At 64.8% G+C, this 18,907-nt stretch carries 18 protein-coding genes; 1 reads left to right on the top strand and 17 read right to left on the bottom strand.

The annotated features are described in order from the left end of the window. Positions 1 to 240: 240 nt before the first annotated feature. The 15 genes from GGD62_RS39900 to GGD62_RS39830 form a co-directional block, all read right to left on the bottom strand. Entirely contained in the window at positions 241 to 1,176 is a 936-nt protein-coding gene (locus GGD62_RS39900) for a carbohydrate kinase (protein ID WP_183714649.1), read from the bottom strand. 5 nt (positions 1,177 to 1,181) lie between these two features. Beyond that, positions 1,182 to 2,828, bottom strand: coding sequence for an FGGY-family carbohydrate kinase (locus GGD62_RS39895; RefSeq protein WP_183714646.1), 1,647 nt, complete (start codon positions 2,826 to 2,828; stop codon positions 1,182 to 1,184). 40 nt (positions 2,829 to 2,868) lie between these two features. Continuing rightward, positions 2,869 to 3,642: an SDR family NAD(P)-dependent oxidoreductase gene (locus tag GGD62_RS39890; protein WP_183714643.1), complete on the bottom strand. Its 774-nt coding sequence runs from the start codon at positions 3,640 to 3,642 to the stop codon at positions 2,869 to 2,871. Positions 3,643 to 3,662: 20 nt separating this feature from the next. Further along, the gene (locus tag GGD62_RS39885) at positions 3,663 to 4,670 is read right to left on the bottom strand and encodes an ABC transporter ATP-binding protein (protein WP_183714640.1); all 1,008 of its coding nucleotides are present in this window, start codon (positions 4,668 to 4,670) and stop codon (positions 3,663 to 3,665) included. A 15-nt stretch (positions 4,671 to 4,685) separates the two neighbouring features. Then, complete coding sequence (locus GGD62_RS39880) at positions 4,686 to 5,516, bottom strand: carbohydrate ABC transporter permease (RefSeq protein ID WP_018315924.1); 831 nt, start codon at positions 5,514 to 5,516, stop codon at positions 4,686 to 4,688. A 3-nt stretch (positions 5,517 to 5,519) separates the two neighbouring features. Next, positions 5,520 to 6,392: a carbohydrate ABC transporter permease gene (locus tag GGD62_RS39875; RefSeq protein ID WP_183714637.1), complete on the bottom strand. Its 873-nt coding sequence runs from the start codon at positions 6,390 to 6,392 to the stop codon at positions 5,520 to 5,522. Between the two features lie 85 nt (positions 6,393 to 6,477). Then, positions 6,478 to 7,791 (bottom strand): sugar ABC transporter substrate-binding protein, encoded by a 1,314-nt coding sequence (locus tag GGD62_RS39870; RefSeq protein WP_018315922.1) that lies wholly within the window; start codon positions 7,789 to 7,791, stop codon positions 6,478 to 6,480. Positions 7,792 to 8,118: 327 nt separating this feature from the next. Then, positions 8,119 to 9,069, bottom strand: a complete 951-nt coding sequence (locus GGD62_RS39865; RefSeq protein WP_183714635.1) for a sugar-binding transcriptional regulator — start codon at positions 9,067 to 9,069, stop codon at positions 8,119 to 8,121. Positions 9,070 to 9,076: 7 nt separating this feature from the next. Then, a complete protein-coding gene (locus tag GGD62_RS39860; RefSeq protein WP_179737517.1) occupies positions 9,077 to 9,739 on the bottom strand; it encodes an HAD family hydrolase in 663 nt (220 codons plus the stop codon). 72 nt (positions 9,740 to 9,811) lie between these two features. Beyond that, positions 9,812 to 11,728, bottom strand: a complete 1,917-nt coding sequence (locus GGD62_RS39855; RefSeq protein WP_183714632.1) for a nitric oxide reductase activation protein NorD — start codon at positions 11,726 to 11,728, stop codon at positions 9,812 to 9,814. A gap of 10 nt (positions 11,729 to 11,738) precedes the next feature. Next, positions 11,739 to 12,548, bottom strand: a complete 810-nt coding sequence (locus tag GGD62_RS39850) for a CbbQ/NirQ/NorQ/GpvN family protein (RefSeq protein WP_018315918.1) — start codon at positions 12,546 to 12,548, stop codon at positions 11,739 to 11,741. A gap of 65 nt (positions 12,549 to 12,613) precedes the next feature. Then, positions 12,614 to 13,960 (bottom strand): cbb3-type cytochrome c oxidase subunit I, encoded by a 1,347-nt coding sequence (locus tag GGD62_RS39845; protein WP_092256289.1) that lies wholly within the window; start codon positions 13,958 to 13,960, stop codon positions 12,614 to 12,616. A 100-nt stretch (positions 13,961 to 14,060) separates the two neighbouring features. Continuing rightward, positions 14,061 to 14,513: a cytochrome c gene (locus tag GGD62_RS39840; protein ID WP_018315916.1), complete on the bottom strand. Its 453-nt coding sequence runs from the start codon at positions 14,511 to 14,513 to the stop codon at positions 14,061 to 14,063. Between the two features lie 114 nt (positions 14,514 to 14,627). Next, a complete protein-coding gene (locus tag GGD62_RS39835) occupies positions 14,628 to 14,891 on the bottom strand; it encodes a cytochrome C oxidase subunit IV family protein (protein ID WP_183714629.1) in 264 nt (87 codons plus the stop codon). Then, entirely contained in the window at positions 14,888 to 15,466 is a 579-nt protein-coding gene (locus GGD62_RS39830; protein WP_026201572.1) for a cytochrome c oxidase subunit 3 family protein, read from the bottom strand. The genes GGD62_RS39835 and GGD62_RS39830 overlap by 4 nt, the downstream gene beginning before the upstream one ends. A gap of 173 nt (positions 15,467 to 15,639) precedes the next feature. On the opposite strand from GGD62_RS39830, the gene GGD62_RS39825 reads away from it, so the two are divergent. Beyond that, positions 15,640 to 15,807 carry a hypothetical protein gene (locus GGD62_RS39825; protein WP_018315913.1) on the top strand — a complete coding sequence of 56 codons (168 nt, stop codon included), beginning with the start codon at positions 15,640 to 15,642 and terminating at the stop codon, positions 15,805 to 15,807. Between the two features lie 99 nt (positions 15,808 to 15,906). Here the strand turns inward: GGD62_RS39825 and mmsB are convergent, their stop codons facing one another. Then, positions 15,907 to 17,097 carry a multiple monosaccharide ABC transporter permease gene (gene mmsB, locus GGD62_RS39820; protein WP_018315912.1) on the bottom strand — a complete coding sequence of 397 codons (1,191 nt, stop codon included), beginning with the start codon at positions 17,095 to 17,097 and terminating at the stop codon, positions 15,907 to 15,909. Next, on the bottom strand, positions 17,094 to 18,671 hold the full coding sequence (gene mmsA, locus GGD62_RS39815) for a multiple monosaccharide ABC transporter ATP-binding protein (RefSeq protein ID WP_183714626.1): 1,578 nt from the start codon (positions 18,669 to 18,671) through the stop codon (positions 17,094 to 17,096). Before mmsA ends, mmsB begins: the two co-directional genes overlap by 4 nt. Positions 18,672 to 18,907: the final 236 nt, after the last annotated feature.

Here is an 18,907-nt window from a genome sequence, read left to right as displayed (position 1 = left end):
AGGGCGAACACTAGAGACCTCGCTGGCAATTGCCGTGACCGCGCCCCTCTCTCCTCATGTCCTCAGCCTCCAAGACCGATAACGCAACAGGCCCCTTGTGGGAGAGGGTGGATCGCCGCGAAGCGGCGAGACGGGTGAGGGGTCTCGCGCGGCCAACGAAGCTCTCGCGCTCGTGGGTGCATACCCCTCATCCGGCGCTTCGCGCCACCTTCTCCCACAAGGGGAGAAGGGAAAAACGGGCTACCAGCTCCAATTGATCTCATGGCTCCAGGGCGGATCGGCGCCCGGGCGGGTGCAGGTCAGGCCGGCGCAATTGGCGGCAAAGGACAGCGCCCGGCGGAGCTCGACGGCGCTGATGTCCTTCAATGCTTGCCGGGCAATGCGCCCCTGCTTGTGCAGGGCAAAGAGCAGCGCCGCCTGAAAACTGTCGCCCGCGCCGATCGTGTCGGCGACTTCGACCTTGGGCGCGGCGACCTCGATCTGCCCTGCCCCCGCGTGCCATGCGATCGCGCCGTTGTTGCCGCGGGTGATGACGACGAGGCGCGTGCCCTGCCCGAGCAGCGCCTTCGCCCGCTGCTCGTAAGGCTCGTCGCCGAAGAGATAGGCGAAGTCGACGTCGGACATCTTGATGAGATCGGCGCAGCCAGTGAACTCGGCCATGCGCGCCAGGTAAGCCGGCTTGTCCTTGACCAGATTGGGCCGACAGTTCGGATCGAACGAGATCGTCGACGACGCCCGCGCGTCCGCGATCAGCGCTGTCGTCTCGGCCGCGCCCTGGTCGTTGACGAGTGTGGTCGAGCCGACATGAACGGCGTCCACATGCGCGAACGGAATCGTCCCGCGCCGGTAGGTCCAGTTCCGCGTCGCGGTTCCGGCGTCGTAGAAGGCATAATGCGATTCGCCCGCGACGATGCGGACGAAAGCGAGCGTGGTCTGGTGATCACTGCGGGTGGCGAGATTGAGGTCGACGTTGGAGGCCGCCGCATGATCTGCAATCATCCGCCCGAACAAATCGGTCGAGATGCCGCCGACGAATCCAGTAGGTGCGCCCAGCCGGGCCATGCCGATGGCGACGTTGAGACAGGAGCCGCCGACCGCCGGCATCACCGCCTCGCGTCCTTGCGCATTTCCCGTCGGCACGAAATCGATCAGCGCATCGCCGCAGGCAATCAGCATGTCCTTCAACCTCTCGCGATGTCGGCCATCGCCGCGCGGCTGCCGCGATCGACGTCGCGCAGGAGCTTATAGACCTCGCGCTTGCGGGCGTGAAACGCGGCCATGTCGGGCGCGGTCGGCTCGCTCTTCCGTCCCAGCGCCGACATTTTTGCCATGGTCTCGCCGATCGAGGCATAGGCGCCGCCGGCCACCGCCCCCAGCATCGCAGCCCCCAGCAGCACCGGCTCCCTGGTCTGCGGCAGCGCGACGGTGAGGCCCGTCGTATCCGCCATGATCTGCCGCACCAACGGGCTGCGGCTCGCACCGCCCCCCATGATCATGATGCTGGAGCGAACGCCATGCGCGGCAAATGCCTCGATCACCTCGGCGAGCCCATAAGCGAGTCCGCACAGGCCGGCGACGAACAGCCGCTCCATCGCGGCGATGTCGGTGTCGAGATCGAGGCCCGCGATCACCGCGCGCGTATCAGGGTCGGCGTAGGGCGAGCGGTTGCCGATGAACTCGGGAAGAACATGGATGTCGCGGGCGAGCAGCGCTGCGCGGCTCGCGCTGCCTGCGCGCGCGATGATACGGCGCTCGAGGAAGTCGATGAGGTCGAGACCCTCGCTGCGCGCCGCCGCGCTCGCCTCGGTATGGCCCGGATGCGATCTGAGGAGATGGTCGATCGCCGCGCCCGCGGCCGACTGGCCGCCCTCGTTGAGCCAGAAATCAGGAACCATGCCGGAGTAATAAGGCCCCCACACGCCGGGGACGAAGCAGGGCTCGGTCGTCGTCGCCATGATGCAGGCCGACGTTCCCATGATGTAGGCAAGCCGGTCGCTGACATCGCTCGCCCCGCCCGATCCGTCGCGGCCGCCGATCGCGCCGATGCCACCGGCATGCGCATCGATCAGCGAGGCGCCGACCGGTATGCCCGGCGACAAGCCGAGCTCGGCAGCGGCTGTGCCGGTGAGCCCCGCGCCCAGCCGCGTGCCGGGGGCGACGATCTCGGTGCCGATGCGGGCGTATTTCTCGTTGACGAAGTCGGACAGGCCGATGCGCTTGAAGAATTGCGCGCTCCAGCCGCCGCCGTCATGGGCGAGATAGTTCCATTTGCAGGTGACGGTGCAGGTCGAGCGCTGGAGCGATCCCGTCGCGCGCCAGGTCAGATAATCCGCGAGGTCGAAGAAGTGTCCGGCGGCGTCGAAGCTCGCGCGCAGGTGCCGCTTCAGCCATAATAGCTTCGGCATCTCCATCTCGGGCGAGATCGAGCCGCCGACATAGCGCAGCACGGCGTCCTCGGTCTCGTTGATCAGCCGCGCCTCGGCCGTGGCGCGATGATCCATCCAGACGATGACATTGCGTTGCTTGTCGCCGGATGCGCTGACCGTGAGCGGCTCGCCCTGCCTGTCGAGGACAACCAGCGAACAGGTCGCGTCAAAGCCGATGCCGCCGACACTGTCGGCCGCGATGGCGGCTTCCGCCATCGCGGCCCGCACCGATGTCGCGCAGGCCTCCCAGATGTCCTGGGACGACTGCTCGACGATATCTCCGGCCTCGTGCCAGATGCGGATCGGATGCCGGGCGGTGGCTAAAAGCGTGCCGGCCTCGTCAAACACTCCGGCCCGCGTGCTGGTGGTCCCCACGTCGACGCCGATATACGCTCGCGGCATTGTCGCTCCCGGTCGCTTTCCGTCAGCTTTGACGGTGAACCTACCAGCAAGTATAGCCGCCATCCACCAGCACGATGCTGCCGGTCATCAGGCTCGCCGCTTCGGAGCTCAGGAACAACACGACCGAGGCGATCTCCTCGACCTGCCCCATCCGTGCCATCGGGGTTCCGCCGATCCAGGCGTCATACATCTCGGCGTTGCTCTTCACGAAGGCGTTCAGCGGGGTCTCGATATAGGTCGGCGCCACCGCATTGACGCGGATGCCCCGCGCGCCCCATTCGGCGGCCAGCGATTTGGTCAAATGATGCACCCCCGCCTTGGAGGCATTGTAGAAGCACTGCTCCTGCGGCTTGTTGACGATGAAGCCGGACATCGAGCCGACATTGACGATGGCGCCGCTCCCGGCCTTGAGCATGTGCTTGCCGAATTCGCGGCAGCACCAGAAGGTGCCGTTGAGATTGACGTCGATGACGTTGAGCCAGTGCTCGTCGGTAACGGTCTCCGCCGGGGTTTCGCTGCGGGCGATGCCGGCATTGTTGACGAGGATGTCGACCTTGCCGTAGCGGGCGACGAGGTCGTTCGCGACCTCCGCCACGCGCTTGGTGTCGGTCACGTCCATGATCGCGGTCTCCACGTCAAAGCCCTTCGCCTTCAGGCTGGCCCTGGCGCTGTCGGCGACCTTGCTGTCGCGGTCGCCGATGATGACCCTGGCGCCGGCTTCGGCCAGCGCTTCCGCGCAGCCAAGGCCGATGCCCTGCCCGCCGCCAGTGATGAACGCGGTCTTGCCGTTCAGCTTGAATTTTTCCAGGTACATGGTGGTCTTCCCGTTTCTTGTTAGTTCCGAAGCGCGTTACCGCCGTCGTCGAAGCGATGGATGCGCGCGGGGTCCGGCACCAGCGACACGCGGTCGCCGGCATGCAGGCTCAGTTCGCCGATGTAGCGTGCGGTCAGCATGCCGAGCGGACCGGCATCGACGTAAAGGAAGGTGTCGCTGCCAAGATGCTCGGCCACCGCGATGGTCCCCTGCCAGCCTCCGGTGCCATCGCGGTCAATCTTGAGGTGCTCCGGCCGGACGCCGATGGTGGCCGCACCACGTTGCAACGCGAGCTCGCCGGTGACGAAATTCATCTTGGGCGAACCTATGAAACCGGCGACGAAGAGATTGGCCGGCCGCTCGTAGAGCTCCAGCGGCGAGCCATATTGCTCGATCTTGCCGCCGTTGAGGACGACGATCTTGTCGGCCATGGTCATGGCTTCGACTTGGTCGTGGGTGACGTAGATCGCGGTGGTGCCGAGCTGCTTCTGCAGCCGCGTCACCTCGATGCGCATCTGCACGCGCAGCGCCGCATCGAGGTTGGAGAGCGGCTCGTCGAACAGGAAGGCCTTGGGCTCGCGCACGATGGCGCGGCCGATCGCGACGCGCTGGCGCTGGCCGCCGGAAAGCTCGCGCGGCTTGCGGTCGAGATAGGGCGTGAGGTTCAGCGTCGCGGCGGCCGCCTCGACCTTGCGGTTGATCTCCTCCTTGGCGAGGCCCGCCATCTTCAGGCCGAAGCCGATATTGCCGCGCACGCTCATATGCGGATAGAGCGCGTAGGACTGGAACACCATCGAGAGACCGCGCTTGGCCGGCGGCGTATCGACGACGTTCTTGCCGTCGATCAGGATCTTGCCGCCAGAGACGTCTTCGAGCCCTGCGATAAGCCGCAAGAGCGTGGTCTTGCCGCAGCCGGAGGGGCCCACGAACACCACGAAGGAGCCGTCGGCGATGTCGAGGTCGGCGCCCTTGATGATGTGCACCGGGCCGAAGGATTTCTGCACGCCCTGAAGTGTGATCTGACCCATGATCCGGCAGCCCTTCTACTTCACCGCGCCGAAGGTGAGCCCGCGCACGAGCTGCTTCTGGCTGAACCAACCGAGGACGAGAATGGGCGCGATCGCCAGCGTCGAGGCCGCCGACAGCTTTGCCCAGAACAGCCCTTCCGGGCTCGAATAGGAGGCGATGAACGTGGTGAGCGGCGCAGCGTTCGACGTCGACAGATTGAGCGTCCAGAACGCCTCGTTCCAGGCCAGGATCAAATTGAGCAGCATGGTCGAGGCCAGGCCCGGGATCGCCATCGGCGTCAAGACATAGACGAGTTCGCGGCCGATGGTGGCGCCGTCCATGCGCGCGGCTTCAAGGATGTCGCGCGGGATCTCCTTGAAATAGGTGAACAGCATCCAGATCACGATCGGCAAGTTTCCGAGACACAGGATGAAGACGAGGCCAATGCGGGAATCGAGCAGGCCGAAGGTCTTGTAGATCAGGTAGATCGGCACCAGCACGCCGACCGGCGGCATCATCTTGGTCGAGAGCATCCAGAGCAGGATGTCCTTGGTGCGCTTGGTCGGCGAGAACGCCATCGACCAGGCGGCGGGGATCGCGATCAGAAGGGCAATCAGCGTCGAGCCGCCTGCGATGATGACCGAGTTCATGGCGTGGTGGAAATAGTCGCTGCGCTCCTGCACGGTCGCATAGTTTTCGGTGGTCCAGTGGAAGAACAGGAAGGATGGCGGGATGGCGAAGGCCTCTAGCTCGGTCTTGAAGCTCGCCAGCACCATCCAGAGGATCGGGAAGAAGATCAGGAAGCCGAAGAACCACGCCCCGATTGTCGATATCACCACCCGCCGCGTCGTCGCCATCCGAGCCATGCTTCAAGCCTCCAGATTGCGGCCGACGATGCGGACGAGGAAGAAGGCGACGACATTGGCGATCACGACAGCAACGAGGCCGCCCGCGGAGGCGCTGCCGACGTCGAACTGGATCAGCGCCTGCGCATAGATCAGGAAGGCGATGTTGGTGGTCGATAGTCCCGGGCCACCGCCCGTGGTGACATAAATTTCCGCAAAGACCGTGAGCAGGAAGATCGTCTCGATCAGGATCACCACGGTGATGGGCCGCGCCAAGTGCGGCAGCGTGATGTAGATGAAGGTCGAGACGGCGCTGGCGCCGTCCATCTCGGCGGCTTCCTTCTGCTCCTCGTCGAGCGATTGCAGCGCGGTCAGCAGGATCAGCGTCGCGAAGGGCAGCCATTGCCACGTCACGATCAGGATGACGGCAAACAGCGGCACGTCGTTGAACCAGTCGATCGGCGTCAGATGGAACAGCGAGGCGAGCCAGGCGAACAGGCCGGACACCGGATGCATCAGCAAATTCTTCCAGACCAGCGCGCTCACCGTCGGCATCACGAAGAACGGCGCGATCACCATCAGCCGGACGAAATTGCGTCCGATCACCGGCTGGTCCATCAGCAGCGCCAGCGGAATCCCGAGCAGGATCGTCAGCGCCAGTACCGAGCCGACCAGCACCAGCGTGTTCTGGAGCGAAGCCAGGAAGGCGGGATCGGTGAGGAAGTAGCGGAAGTTCTCCAGCCCGATGAATGATTCCGAGCCCGGATCGAGCAGGCTGTAATGCAGCGTCGAGAAATAGATCGTCAGCGCCAGCGGGACGATCATCCAGATGAACAGCAGCCCGACGGCCGGCGTCAGGAGCGAGCGCGCAAGGGTCTGCGTCTGCCGGGTTGCCATCAACGCTTCTCCGCTGGCGTGAAGAAGGCGGCCATCCATGACGCTGGATGGCCGCTAGTCTGAGCTCAGGAGGAAGAGCTCGGGTTCACTTGATGTAGCCGGCGCGCTTCATCTCGCGCTCGGTTGCCGATTGCGCCGCGGTGAGCGCGGCGTCGACGGTCATCGAGCCCGCAAGCGCGGCGGAGAATTGCTGGCCGACCTGGGTGCCGATGCCCTGGAATTCGGGGATCGCAGCGTATTGCACGCCGACATAAGGCACCGGCTTCACCGTCGGCTTGTTCGGATCGGCCGCATCGATCGAGGCTAGCGTCAGCTTGGCGAACGGGGCGACCTTCAGATATTCATCGTTCTTGTAAAGCGAGGTGCGCGTGCCCGGCGGCACGTTGGCCCAGCCCTCCTTCGATGCCACGAGCTTGGTATAGTCCTTGCTCGTCGCCCAGGCGATGAACTTCTCGGCGGCTTCCATCTTCTTGGAGCCGGCGGGGATCGCAAGATTCCAGGCCCACAGCCAGTTGGCGTTCTTGCCGAGCCCGGTGTTGGGCGCGAGCGCGAAACCGACCTTGTCGGCGACCTTGGAATCCTTCGGATTGGTGACGAAGGACGCCGCCACCGTGGCGTCGATCCACATCGCGCATTTGCCGGCGTTGAACAGCGCCAGGTTCTCGTTGAAGCCGTTGGAGCTCGCGCCGGGAGGGCCGGCTTCCTTCATCAGATTGACATAGGTCGTGAGCGTCGTCTTCCATTCCGGCGTGTTGAACTGCGGTTCCCACTTCTCATCGAACCAGCGCGCACCGTAGGAATTGGCCATGGCCGAGAGGAACGCCATGTTCTCGCCCCAGCCGGCCTTGCCGCGCAGGCAGATGCCGTAGGTGCCGGCGCTCTTGTCGGTCAGCTTCTTGGCGGCGTCGATCACGAAATCCCAGGTCGGCTTTTCCGGCATCTTCAGGCCGGCCTTCTCGAACAGATCGGTGCGATACATCACCATCGAGCTTTCGCCGTAGAACGGCGCGGCATAGAGCTTGCCGTCGACGGAAACCGCATCCTTGATCTTGGGCAGGAGGTCGGCGACGTCGTAATCGCCGCCGAGATTGGCGAGCGGCACCAGCCAGCCCTTCTTGGCCCAGATCGGCACCTCATAGGTGCCGATGGTGAGGACGTCGAACTGACCGCCCTTGGTGGCGATGTCGGTGGTGACGCGCTGGCGCAGCACGTTCTCCTCCAACGTCACCCATTTCACGGTGATATCGGGGTACTTCTTGGTGAATTCAGCCGTCAGCCCCTGCATGCGGATCATGTCGCCATTGTTGACGGTGGCGATCGTCAGGGTCGTTTCGGCCATCGCGGGGACGGCCAGCAACAGAACAGACGCGCCACAGACGGCGCCCAAGACATGTTTCACGGTGACCTCCCTCAAACTCGCGTTTTGAGCATATGCCCACGCGTTGGGCGTATGTTCAACGCAAGGGAGGAGGATTGTCAAGCAGGCGCAGAGCCGTTTGCGCAACTTATGAGTGCTGCGGTGCGGAAGGAGTTGCGAGCGAATGGAAGAGGATGGCGCGGCTTGCTCCACCTTTCCCGCTTGCGGGAGAGGTCGGATCGCATCGAAGATGCGATACGGGTGAGGGCTTTCACCTCTTGGGGAGTCTTCCCAGCGGAAAGACCCTCTCCCCACCCCTCTCCCGCAAGCGGGAGAGGGAGCCAAGTCCCGCAGCCGCGCCAGTTCGCCCTACCGCTCCAAAATCGCCTGCGCGGTCGTTTCGTCGGTAATCAGCCCGTTGATTAGGCCGCCGTTCAGCGCTGCCGCGATCGCCGGCACCTTGGCGGCACCGACCGCGGCGGCGATGGTGGTGGCCTTCGCCGGCACTTCGGGCGGGATGCTGGTGAGGCGCTTGTTGGTGCCGGCCTTGAGCAGGCGGCCCTTGGAATCATAGGCCCAGCCGGTGATCTCGCCGATGGCACCCAGCCGCATCATCTCGAACAATTCGTCACGGGTGACGAAACCGTCGACATGCACCTGCGCCTTCTGGTCCATCTGGCCGATGCCGACGAGGCGCAAGTCCGCCTTGGCCGCGACCGCCTTCACCTTGGCGATCGGCTCAATGCGGACCATTTTGTTGCGCTCGTCCTCGGACGACATCAGGAACGGCAGCGGCATCGGATAGTGCCGCGCACCGGTGCGGTCGGCGAGCCGGCCGACGGTGTCATAGAAGCTCGCCGAACCATCGGCGGAGATGTTGCCGACCAGTGAGACGATCTGGTGATTGGGCCGGTCGATCGGCGTGACGCGCTCGACTGCGGCGCGCACCGCCCGGCCGGTGCCGAGCGCGACGATCACGGGCGTCTCCGAACGCAGCGTCGCATCGAGCAGATTGGCGCAGCGTTCGGCGACGCCGGAAGTAGCCTGCGGCGCCGCCGGATCTGCCGGCACCACCTCGCAGTGAGCGAGATCGAAACGCTCCTTCAAGCGCGCCGCAAGCTCCATGCAGGCGGCGATGGGGTGTTCGAGCCGGAAGGTGATGAGACGCTCGGCAAGGCACAACGAGACCAGCCGTTGCGCCGAGGCACGCGAGACCTGGAGCATCCTTGCGATCTCGTCCTGGGTGTGACCGGCGATGAAATACAGCCAGCCGGCGCGCGCGGCGTCGTCGAGTCGGGATTTGTCGTTCTCGGCGGCCATGCGGGCCTCACGCCTCCCAGAAATCGCTCATGCGCGCAAAGACCCGGTCGGCCCCCGCCTCGGACAATATAGCCCGGCCGTCGCGACCGCGATAATGGTTGCCGCCGACAAATCCCCAGACCGTCATGCCGGCCGCCTTGCCCGCCTGCACGCCGCTGACGCTGTCCTCGATCACCAGGGTACGCGCAGGTTGCGCGCCCATCTTCTCGGCCGCAAGGAGAAACAGATCGGGCGCCGGCTTGCCGTTCCTGACCATTTGCGCGGTATAGATCCGCTCGCCGAAATGCGCCCGCAAGTCCGTGACGTCGAGAGAGAGCGAGACGCGGTCGATGTCGCTCGACGACGCCACGCAAAACGGCATTCGCAGGTCGGACATGATGGCGGCAACGCCGGGGATCGGCCGGAGTGAGCCCGCGAACGTCGCCAGCACATGCGACTTCAGGCGCGGCAGAAAGCCATCCGGCACGATCTGCCCGAGATCACGATAATGCTGCTCGATCGCCTTGGTGCTGCGCCCGAGAAAAAGCTCGAGCGCCTGCGTCTGGGTGAGCGCAATGCCGAATTCGGCCAGCACCTCGGACAGACACTGGCAGCTCAAAAGCTCGCTGTCGACGAGTACGCCGTCGCAGTCGAAGATGATCAGGTCGGGTTTTGACCGGAAGTCGTCCATCCGGCCATTCGATCATATACCCAGCTGATGAGCAATAGTTCGAAGGGGAAGCGTCTCCGCGGGCTTCCCCCGTTAGTGCACGACCTGCCGGTAGATCGCCGGCAGCGCCGCGGGCAGCCGCTTGATGTTGCCGACGATGGCATAGCCGCCGCGCCCGAACAGGGTCGGGAAATAGGATTGCGCGGTTGCGTCCACCGTGACGCCGAAGGCGGCGATGCCGAGCCGGCGCGCCTCTCGCACCGACTTGCGGGTGTCTTCGAGCGCGAAGCGGCCCTCGTAATGGTCGACGTCGTTCGGCTTGCCGTCGGTGAGGACGAGCAGCAGCTTCTTGCGCTGCGGCTGGCGGGCGAGCTCGGCTGCGGCGTGGCGCACCGCCGCGCCGATCCGCGTGTAATAGCCCGGCTTCAGCGCGCCGATGCGGCGCTCGACCGTCCCGCTCATCGGCTCACCAAAGGCCTTGACCGTCTCGAGCCTCACCCAGGACCGCCGACGTGAAGTGAAGGTGAGGATGCTGTGGTGATCGCCGCAGGCCGAAATCCCATGGGCGAGCGCCAGCAGCGCCTCCTTCTCGACGTCGAGCACGCGGTAGCCGTCGACCCAGGCGTCCGTGGACAGCGAGACGTCGACGAGTAGCGTGACGGCGAGATCGTGCCCTTGCGGGCGCATCGCGACATGGATGCGATCGAGACCGCTGCTGCTGCCGGCGCGGAGGTCGCAGCGCGCGCGCACCAGCGCGTCGAGGTCGAGATCGTGTCCGTCGAGCTGGGCGCGCATCAATTCGTGACGCGGCCGCAACACCTCGAAGCGGCGGCGCACCTGGCGGATGTGCCGGCGCATGGCGTCGTCAGGCGTCCAGCTCTCACCCTGCTCGGAGGCCGCACCCGCCAGCACGCGGCAATGATCGGGCAGATAGGATCCGCTGCGGTAATCCCATTCGGGATAGGTAAGGTCCGCACTCAGCCGCGACGCATCGAGGGCCTCCGGCGGCAGGTCGAGATCGAACTTGAACCGGCTCGCCGGCTTGCCGGTGCGGCGGCTGAGCGTGATCTCCTCGAGATCGTCGGCCGCCTTCTGCGCATCCTCGTCTTCACTGTCGTCGGCCGGACGGTCGACATTGACCATCTCGGCCATCGCGAGGATCTTCTCGAAGCGGTTGAGCACGAAGGGATCGCGGCGGTTAGCATTGTCCTCGCGCTCGCGGACGGCAAAGCGCTTGCGATTGTCCTGGGCCTCGGGCTCGGCGCCCGGGGCACATTCGTCCTCGCCTGCATGCGCGGGCGAGAGCTCGCGCGTCCAGCAATCACCCCAGAGCGGGCACGGCAGGATCGAATGATAGCCCGGCGGCGCCTTGTCCGGCAGCAGGCCCGTCCCCATCATCGCCGGCCACAGACTACCCGCAGGCGCCTTGCCGGCGCCGAGCAAGGCCAAGACGATCTGCTCAACTTCCTGCTCGATGCGCGGCAGGGGGCGACGAGGCCGGGCCTTGGCGGTTGCTGCCGCGAGTTGGGTGTAATCGGCGACGAGCCCGGGGAATTGCGTGAGCACCCAGACCGCCGTCTCACTTGCCCGGCGCAACACCAGAAGATCCCGCCGCAGCGGATCGGCTTCCGTGATCGTCTCGATCGGTGCAGCTGCGAACCATGCCGCAAGCCAGCGATAGAGCGCCGCGTTCAAGGCGCGGTCGGGAAAGATCGAGATCCGATCGGGCAGGAAGATGGTCGCCGCGTCACGGCCCGGCTGCTCGAGGCGCTCGTCACCGAGGCCGATGCGCTGCCGCCAGCCGAGACGGTGCCCTGATTTTCGCGCGCCCGCGCTTGCAATCTGCACCCCGGTCTCGCCGCCAAGCGCGCGGAACATCACCGCGAGCCGGCCTCGCACCTCGGTCAGTGCAACGGCGTGATCATCATGAAGCGGATAGCTCGCGGTGCCGCCGACCATCCTGTGCCAGGCGCGGCCGACCGTCTCCTCCAGTTCGAGGAAGTCGAGCATGGGCGCGGCCTTACCCGATGACGGCGCGTGAGACGTCCAGCAGCGCCGCCTTCACGTCGGAATCGTCGGTGAGCGGCTCGATCATGCCGGCCAGCACGGCATCGGCGATCGGCGTGCCCGCGGCAATCAGGGTCGCGCAATAGACCACGAGCCGGGTCGAGACGCCCTCCTCCAGGTCGTGGCCCTTCAGCGCGCGCAGCCGACCAGCCAGCCCCACCAGCGGCCGCACGCGCTCCGGCGACAGTCCGCTTTCGGCGGACACGACGGCGATCTCCTGCTCGGGCGGCAGGAAGCCGAATTCGATGGCGATGAAGCGCTGGCGCGTCGATGGCTTCAGCGCCTTCAGCAGCGTCTGGTAGCCGGGATTGTAAGAGACCACGAGCATGAAGCTGTTCGGCGCCACCAGCTCCTCGCCGGTCCGCTCCAGCGGCAGGATACGGCGGTCGTCGGTCAGAGGATGCAGCACCACGGTGACGTCCTTGCGCGCCTCCACGACCTCGTCGAGATAGCAGATGCCGCCCTCGCGCACCGCGCGCGTCAGGGGACCATCGGTCCACACGGTGTCGCCGCCCCTGAGCAAATAGCGGCCGGTGAGATCGGCGGCAGTGAGGTCGTCATGACAGGCGACTGTATGAAGCGGCAGGCCCAGCCGCGCCGCCATATGCGCGACGAAGCGCGTCTTGCCGCAGCCGGTCGGCCCCTTGAGCAAAACCGGCAGACGACGCCGCCAGGCATGCTCGAAAAGCTCGCATTCGTTTCCGGATGGAACATAGGCCGGCAGCTCGGGGGCCGAAGTTACCGTGTGAAGGGCAGCTTTCATGATGTCTCTCCGGATTTTCCAGGAAGCGGGCGGCCGCGGCGAACCGCGGCCGCCCTTTCTCTCGTTTACTCGGCCGGCTGCAGCGCCGCAGGAATGGTCGCCTGCCTCTCGCGGCCCGGCACCAGCACGGCCCAGACGAACATCAGCGCGGAGATCGCGACGAACACGCCGGAGCCGAGCCGGACCCAGTAGAACATCGCGAGCTGGTCCTGGACGTCCATGTAACCCTGGCCGAGCACGCGCTGCAGGTGAACCTGGACCACGCCGGCGAAGGTCAGCGCGAAAGTCATGGTCATCATGGCCGTGCACATGATCCAGAAGCTCGTCATGGAGAGCCATTGGTTATAGGGCGCGCGTCCCTTGATCTGCGGGATCGCATAGGCCATCACCGACAGGTTCAGCATCACATAGGCGCCGAAGAAGGCGAGATGGCCGTGCGCGGCGGTGACCTGCGTGCCGTGGGTATAGTAGTTCACCGAGGACAGCGTGTGCAGGAAGCCCCACACGCCGGCACCAAGGAACGCCATCACCGAGCAGCCAACCGACCACAACAGCGCAGCGCGATTCGGATGTTTGCGGCCGGCCTTCCAGGTCATCTGCACGGTGAAGATCACCATGGTGAAGAACGGCGCAACCTCGAGCGTGGAGAACAGCGAGCCGATCCACTGCCAGTAGCCGGGCGCGCCGATCCAGTAGAAATGGTGGCCGGTGCCGAGGATGCCCGAGAACAGGGCAAGGCCGATGATGACGTAGAGCCACTTCTCGACGACCTCACGATCGATGCCGTTGAGCTTGATCATGAGATAGGCGAGCACGGAGGCCATGATCAGCTCCCACACGCCCTCGACCCAGAGATGGACGACGTACCACCAGTACATCTTGTCGACGGCAAGGTTCGCCGGGTTGTAAAAGGCGAACAGGAAGAAGATCGCAACGCCCCACAGGCCGAACAACAGGATGTTGGTGACCGTGGTCTTGCGGCCCTTCAGCGCCGTCATCGTGACGTTGAACAGGAACATCAGGCAGACGACGACGATGCCGACCTTGATGATGAAGGGCTGTTCGAGAAACTCTCGGCCCTCGTGGTAGTGGAAGAGATAGCCGACCACGGCGACGCCGGCTGCGCCAAAGAACATCCAGAACTGGATCTTCGCCAGCAGCGGGCTGTAGAGCTCGTTCTCGGTCTCTTCCGGGAGCAGATAGTAGGTCGCGCCCATGAAGCCGATCAGCGACCATACGATCAGCGCGTTGGTATGGATCATCCTGACGATGTTGAACGGCAGCAGCGTCGACAGCGTATTGGGTAGGACGTAGATGGTCCCGGCGAGCAGGCCGAACACGACCTGGGCTAGGAACAGGGTCAGCGCGCCGTAGAAATACAGCATCGCGACTTTCTGGGTTTGGTACTTCATCTCGGGTTCTCCCTGTCTTGAAAGAGGAAAGCTGTGCGCCTTGCTTGTTGCTTGAGCATGATCTCTTCGGAAAACCACTTCACACTTTTCCGGATCATGCTCAGCCGGCCTTGTTCGGCGGCCAGCTCTGACGCTTGATCGTGCTGGTCCATTGCAGGAAGTCGGCGAGATCGTTGAGTTCCTGGTCGGTGAGGTTGAACTGCGGCATCTGCCGCCGGCCCTCCGCGCCCGAGGGCTGCGATTGCATCCAGGCCTTCAGCGTCTCGCGCGCGGCGGCCGGATCCTCGTTGCCGCCCCAGCGATCCCAGACGTTGCCGACCTCTGGGGCGAAATAGGCGCCCTCGCCCAGCAGCGTGTGGCAGTTGATGCAGGAGTTCTTCTCCCAGACATGCTTGCCGCGGGCGACCGACGACGTCAGCGTCTTCGCGTCGGTCGAGGTCGTCGCCATGTAGTAATGGCTGTGCGCCGTCAGCCCTATGAAAATGGCGAAGAAGAAGGCCGAACCGCCGTAGAAGACATTTCGAGCGGCCGACTTGGTCAGGCGTTCAGCCATTGCCAATCCTTTCCGTTTGATTCCTGAGAAAGATGCGATGCTGCGATTTATTGCCGATTGCCCGGGGGTACTCTTTGACGAAGCGCAAGCAGCGCGACGATGCGCAACCGCCAGTCAGATCAGGGCAACGACGGCTGATGCGAGCCAGGCAAACAGCACCACGATGAAGACCCAGGCGCTGACGAGGCCGCGCCAAAGTGTCGGCGCTGAGCGAAGATCGAGGAAATCGAGCACGATACGGCGGCCCTTGAGAGCGGCAAACGTCAGCAGCAAGGCGTTGGCGAACAAGGGACGCGACACCAGCGGCGGCACCAGAATGGTCGCGAGCGCTAGGCCGATCAACGTGATCCAGGTGATGTCGAGACGATCCGGAGTCACGGGTGCACCAGATAGATGATGGGAAACATGACGATCCAGAGCAGGTCGACCATGTGCCAGAAAGCGGTTCCGGTCTCGACGCCCGCCGCTCGGGCACCCCGGGACACCACGGCCAGGATCACGATGCCGAGGCCGACATGCAGGAGATGGAAGCCGGTGAGGAGGAAGTACAGCGTGAAGAACGGGCTGGTCTCCAGGCCGTTTCCTAACGCGATCTCGCCGGCATATTCGAACAGCTTGACCGCGATGAAGACGACGCCAAGGGCCATGGCGCCGAACAGCCAGCCGCGTGCACGCCGGCTTTCGCCCGCCCGTGCAGCAGCCGCCCCGCGCGCGGCAGCCCAGCCACTGGTCACGAGCACGATGGTGTTGATTCCCGCCAGATGCGCATCAAGGCTGGCCTGACCGGCCGCGAAGACCGCCGGGTGAAGCGCGCGCGCGATGACGAAAGCGCCAAGGAACAGGCCGAAGGCGGCGAGCTCGCTGAAGATCAGCACCCAGATCATGGGATCGCCGGGAAGATCTTCCAGGATTCCCCAGCCGGTTCCCTGTTGTTCGCAATCCGTTGCCGACATCTGACTTCCGCATCAAGACGCCGAACAGATATCCCACCGGCGCGATTCCAACTTTGTCGCCGGACAAATAGTGCAACTGGCGGGAGGCAGGTTTGCGCTATCGCAACGTCCCGCCCGCCTCACCGCCATAGGGTCGGTGCATCCGGTGGTTCCGCAAAACGGCGAGCGATGCAATGAGCGATGCACAAATCGGGCTGATGACCGCGACCCCCATCATCATCGTGTTCGCCATCGCGCTCCGGCGAATGGGGGTCCTGTCGACCGTGGCAACCGTATCGGCGGTAATCCTCTCCGTCGCGATCGCGACGGTGCTGTTCACGACGCAATCACCGCTGCCGTAGGGTGGGCAAAGCGAAGCGTGCCCACCATAGTGCCACGAGAGAAGATGGTGGGCACGGCGCCTACGCGCCTTTGCCCACCCTACCAGACCGTCAATGCGGCTACCGCCGCTGGTTATACACGTCGATACACACCGCCCCGAGCAGCACCAGGCCCTTGATGACCTGCTGATAATCGATGCCGATGCCGAGGATGGACATGCCGTTGTTCATCACGCCCATGATCATGGCGCCGACCACGGCGCCGCCGACGCGCCCGACTCCGCCGTAGGCCGAGGCGCCGCCGATGAAGCAGGCGGCGATGACGTCGAGTTCGAAGCCCAATCCCGCCTTCGGCGTCGCGGTGTTGAGGCGCGCGGCAAAGACGAGACCGGCGAGTGCGGCCAGCACGCCCATGTTGACGAAGGTGAGGAAGGTCAGCCGTTCGGTCTTGATGCCCGACAGTTTTGCCGCCTTCGCATTGCCGCCGACCGCGTAGACCTGCCGGCCGATCACGGTGCGCCGGGTGACGAAGCCATAGAGCGCGATCAGCGCGGTCATGATGACCAGCACGTTCGGCAGGCCGCGATGCGAGGCGATCAGATAGGTGAAATAGAGCACGGCGCAAGCGAGCAGGACGCTCTTGCCCAGGAAGAACGCATAAGGCTCGACCTCGATGCCGTGCGATTGCTCGCGCGAGCGGCCCTTGGCGCTGGCATAGACGAGCCCGAGCGCGAGCACGGCACCGATCAGCATGGAGGTCGGATGCAGCGTGCCGGCTTCGGGCAGCAGCTCCGGAATGAAGCCGGAGGACAGTTTCTGGAAGGTCGCCGGGAACGGGCCGAGCGACTGCCCTTGCAGCACCGCGAGCGCGAGGCCCTTGAACACCAGCATGCCCGCCAGCGTCACGATGAAGGACGGAATGCCGAAAAAGGCCACCCAATAGCCCTGCGCCGCGCCGATCGCCGCACCCAGCAACAGGCAGGCGATGAAGGCGAGCGTGTAGTCGATCTTGTAGGTCACCATTAGCACCGCGGCCACCGCGCCGACGAAGCCGGCGACCGAGCCGACCGACAGGTCGATATGGCCGGTGACGATCACCAGCAGCATGCCGAGCGCCATGATGACGATGTAGCTGTTCTGCAGCACCAGGTTGGTCAGGTTGAGCGGCTGCAACAGCGTGCCGCCTGTCATGACCTGGAAGAACAGCATGATCGCGATCAACGACATCAGCATGCCGTAGTTGCGCAAATTGTTCTTGATGAAGCTGCCGTGCCGGCGCTCCTCGGGCAGCGATACCGTCTTGTCGGTCATGGCTGCATTCCTCCCATTTCCGCGGCCGCGGGCGCGGCGTTCCCAATGTTTCGTTCGTTGCGCATGATGGCGCGCATGATCTTTTCCTGCGTCGCCTCGGCTCCGCTGAACTCGCCGACGAAGGCGCCGTCGTTCATGACGCAGATGCGGTCGCAAATGCCGAGTAGCTCGGGCATCTCCGAGGAGATCACCACGACGCCGCGGCCGGCCTCCGCCAGCTCGTTGATGATACAGTAAATCTCGTATTTGGCACCGACGTCTATGCCCCGCGTCGGCTCGTCCAGAATCAGCACCTTGGGGTCGGTCATCAGCCATTTCGACAGCACCACCTTCTGCTGGTTGCCGCCGGAGAGCTGGCCGGTCTCCTGGTAGACGTCGGAGCAGCGGATGCGCATGCGGGTGCGATAGTCGCTGGCGATCTTCAGCTCGGCGATGTCGTCGATCACGCGGCTTGGCGCGACCTGGTCGAGGCTGGCGAGCGTGATGTTCTTGCGGACGTCGTCGGCCAGGATCAGGCCGAGCTGCTTGCGATCCTCGGTGACATAGGCAAGGCCGGCGTCGATCGCCGCCGCGACGCTCGGCAGCACCATGTCTCTGCCTTCGAGCCGGATGCTGCCGCTGATATTGGTGCCCCAGGAGCGGCCGAACAGGCTCATGGCGAATTCAGTGCGGCCGGCGCCCATCAGTCCGGCAATGCCGACGACCTCGCCGCGCCTGACGCCGAAATTGACGTTCTTGATCACCTGCCGCTCGGGATGGATGGGATGATAGACCGACCAGTTCGCGACGTCGAGCACGGGCTCGCCGATCTTCACGCTGCGCTCCGGGAAACGGTGCGCCATGTCGCGATTGACCATGCTGCGGATGATGCGGTCTTCCTGAATCGGCTCGGCGCGGCAATCGATGCTGTCGACAGTGCGGCCGTCGCGGAGCACGGTGATGTGGTCGGCGACCTTGGCGACCTCGTTGAGCTTGTGCGAGATCAGGATCGAGCCGATGCCCTGCTCGCGGAACGCCATCAGGCGTTCGAGCAGCGCGGCGCTGTCGGCCTCGTTGAGGCTCGCGGTCGGCTCGTCCAGGATCAGCATCCGCACCCGCTTGGACAGCGCCTTGGCGATCTCGACCAGTTGCTGCTTGCCGACGCCGAGATCGGTGATCAGCGTGTCCGGCGATTCCTTCAGGCCGACCTGCGCCAGCAGCTCACGTGTGCGCCGGTACACCTCGTCGCGGTCGATCACGCCCAGCTTTGAAGGCGGATGCGACAGAAAAATGTTCTCCGCGATCGACATCAGCGGGATCAGCGCCAGCTCCTGGTGGATGATGATGATGCCGAGCGCCTCGGAATCGTTGATGTCGCGGAAGCGCCGCTCCTCGCCGTCGAAGACGATGGTGCCCTCATAGCTTCCATGCGGGTAGACACCACTGAGCACCTTCATCAGCGTCGACTTGCCGGCACCGTTCTCGCCGACGAGCGCGTGGATCTGCCCGGCGTGAACCGAGAAGTTGACGTCGCGTAGCGCCTGCACGCCTGCAAAGCTCTTGCTGACGTTGCGCATCTCCAGCATGGCGGTCATCGTGTCATATCCCTCGATCGCTGTCGTTCACCTCTCCCCGCTTGCGGGGAGAGGTCGGATCGCATCGCAAGATGCGATCCGGGTGAGGGGGAGTCTCCGCGAGTCCCACTGCCACCTCGCTCGCGGAGGCGGGGGGGGCCCCCCCCCCCCCCCCCCCCCCCCCCCGGGGGGGGGGGGACGCGGGGGGCAGGGGAGGCGACGCCGTGGGTGGGGCAGGGGGGGGGGCCCCCGCCCCA

Origin of the sequence: Bradyrhizobium sp. ERR14 (genome assembly GCF_014198235.1) — a bacterium.
Classification (GTDB): domain Bacteria; phylum Pseudomonadota; class Alphaproteobacteria; order Rhizobiales; family Xanthobacteraceae; genus Bradyrhizobium.
The sequence above is the reverse complement of the archived record's forward strand: the minus strand, read 5'-3'. Positions and strand labels throughout refer to the sequence as shown.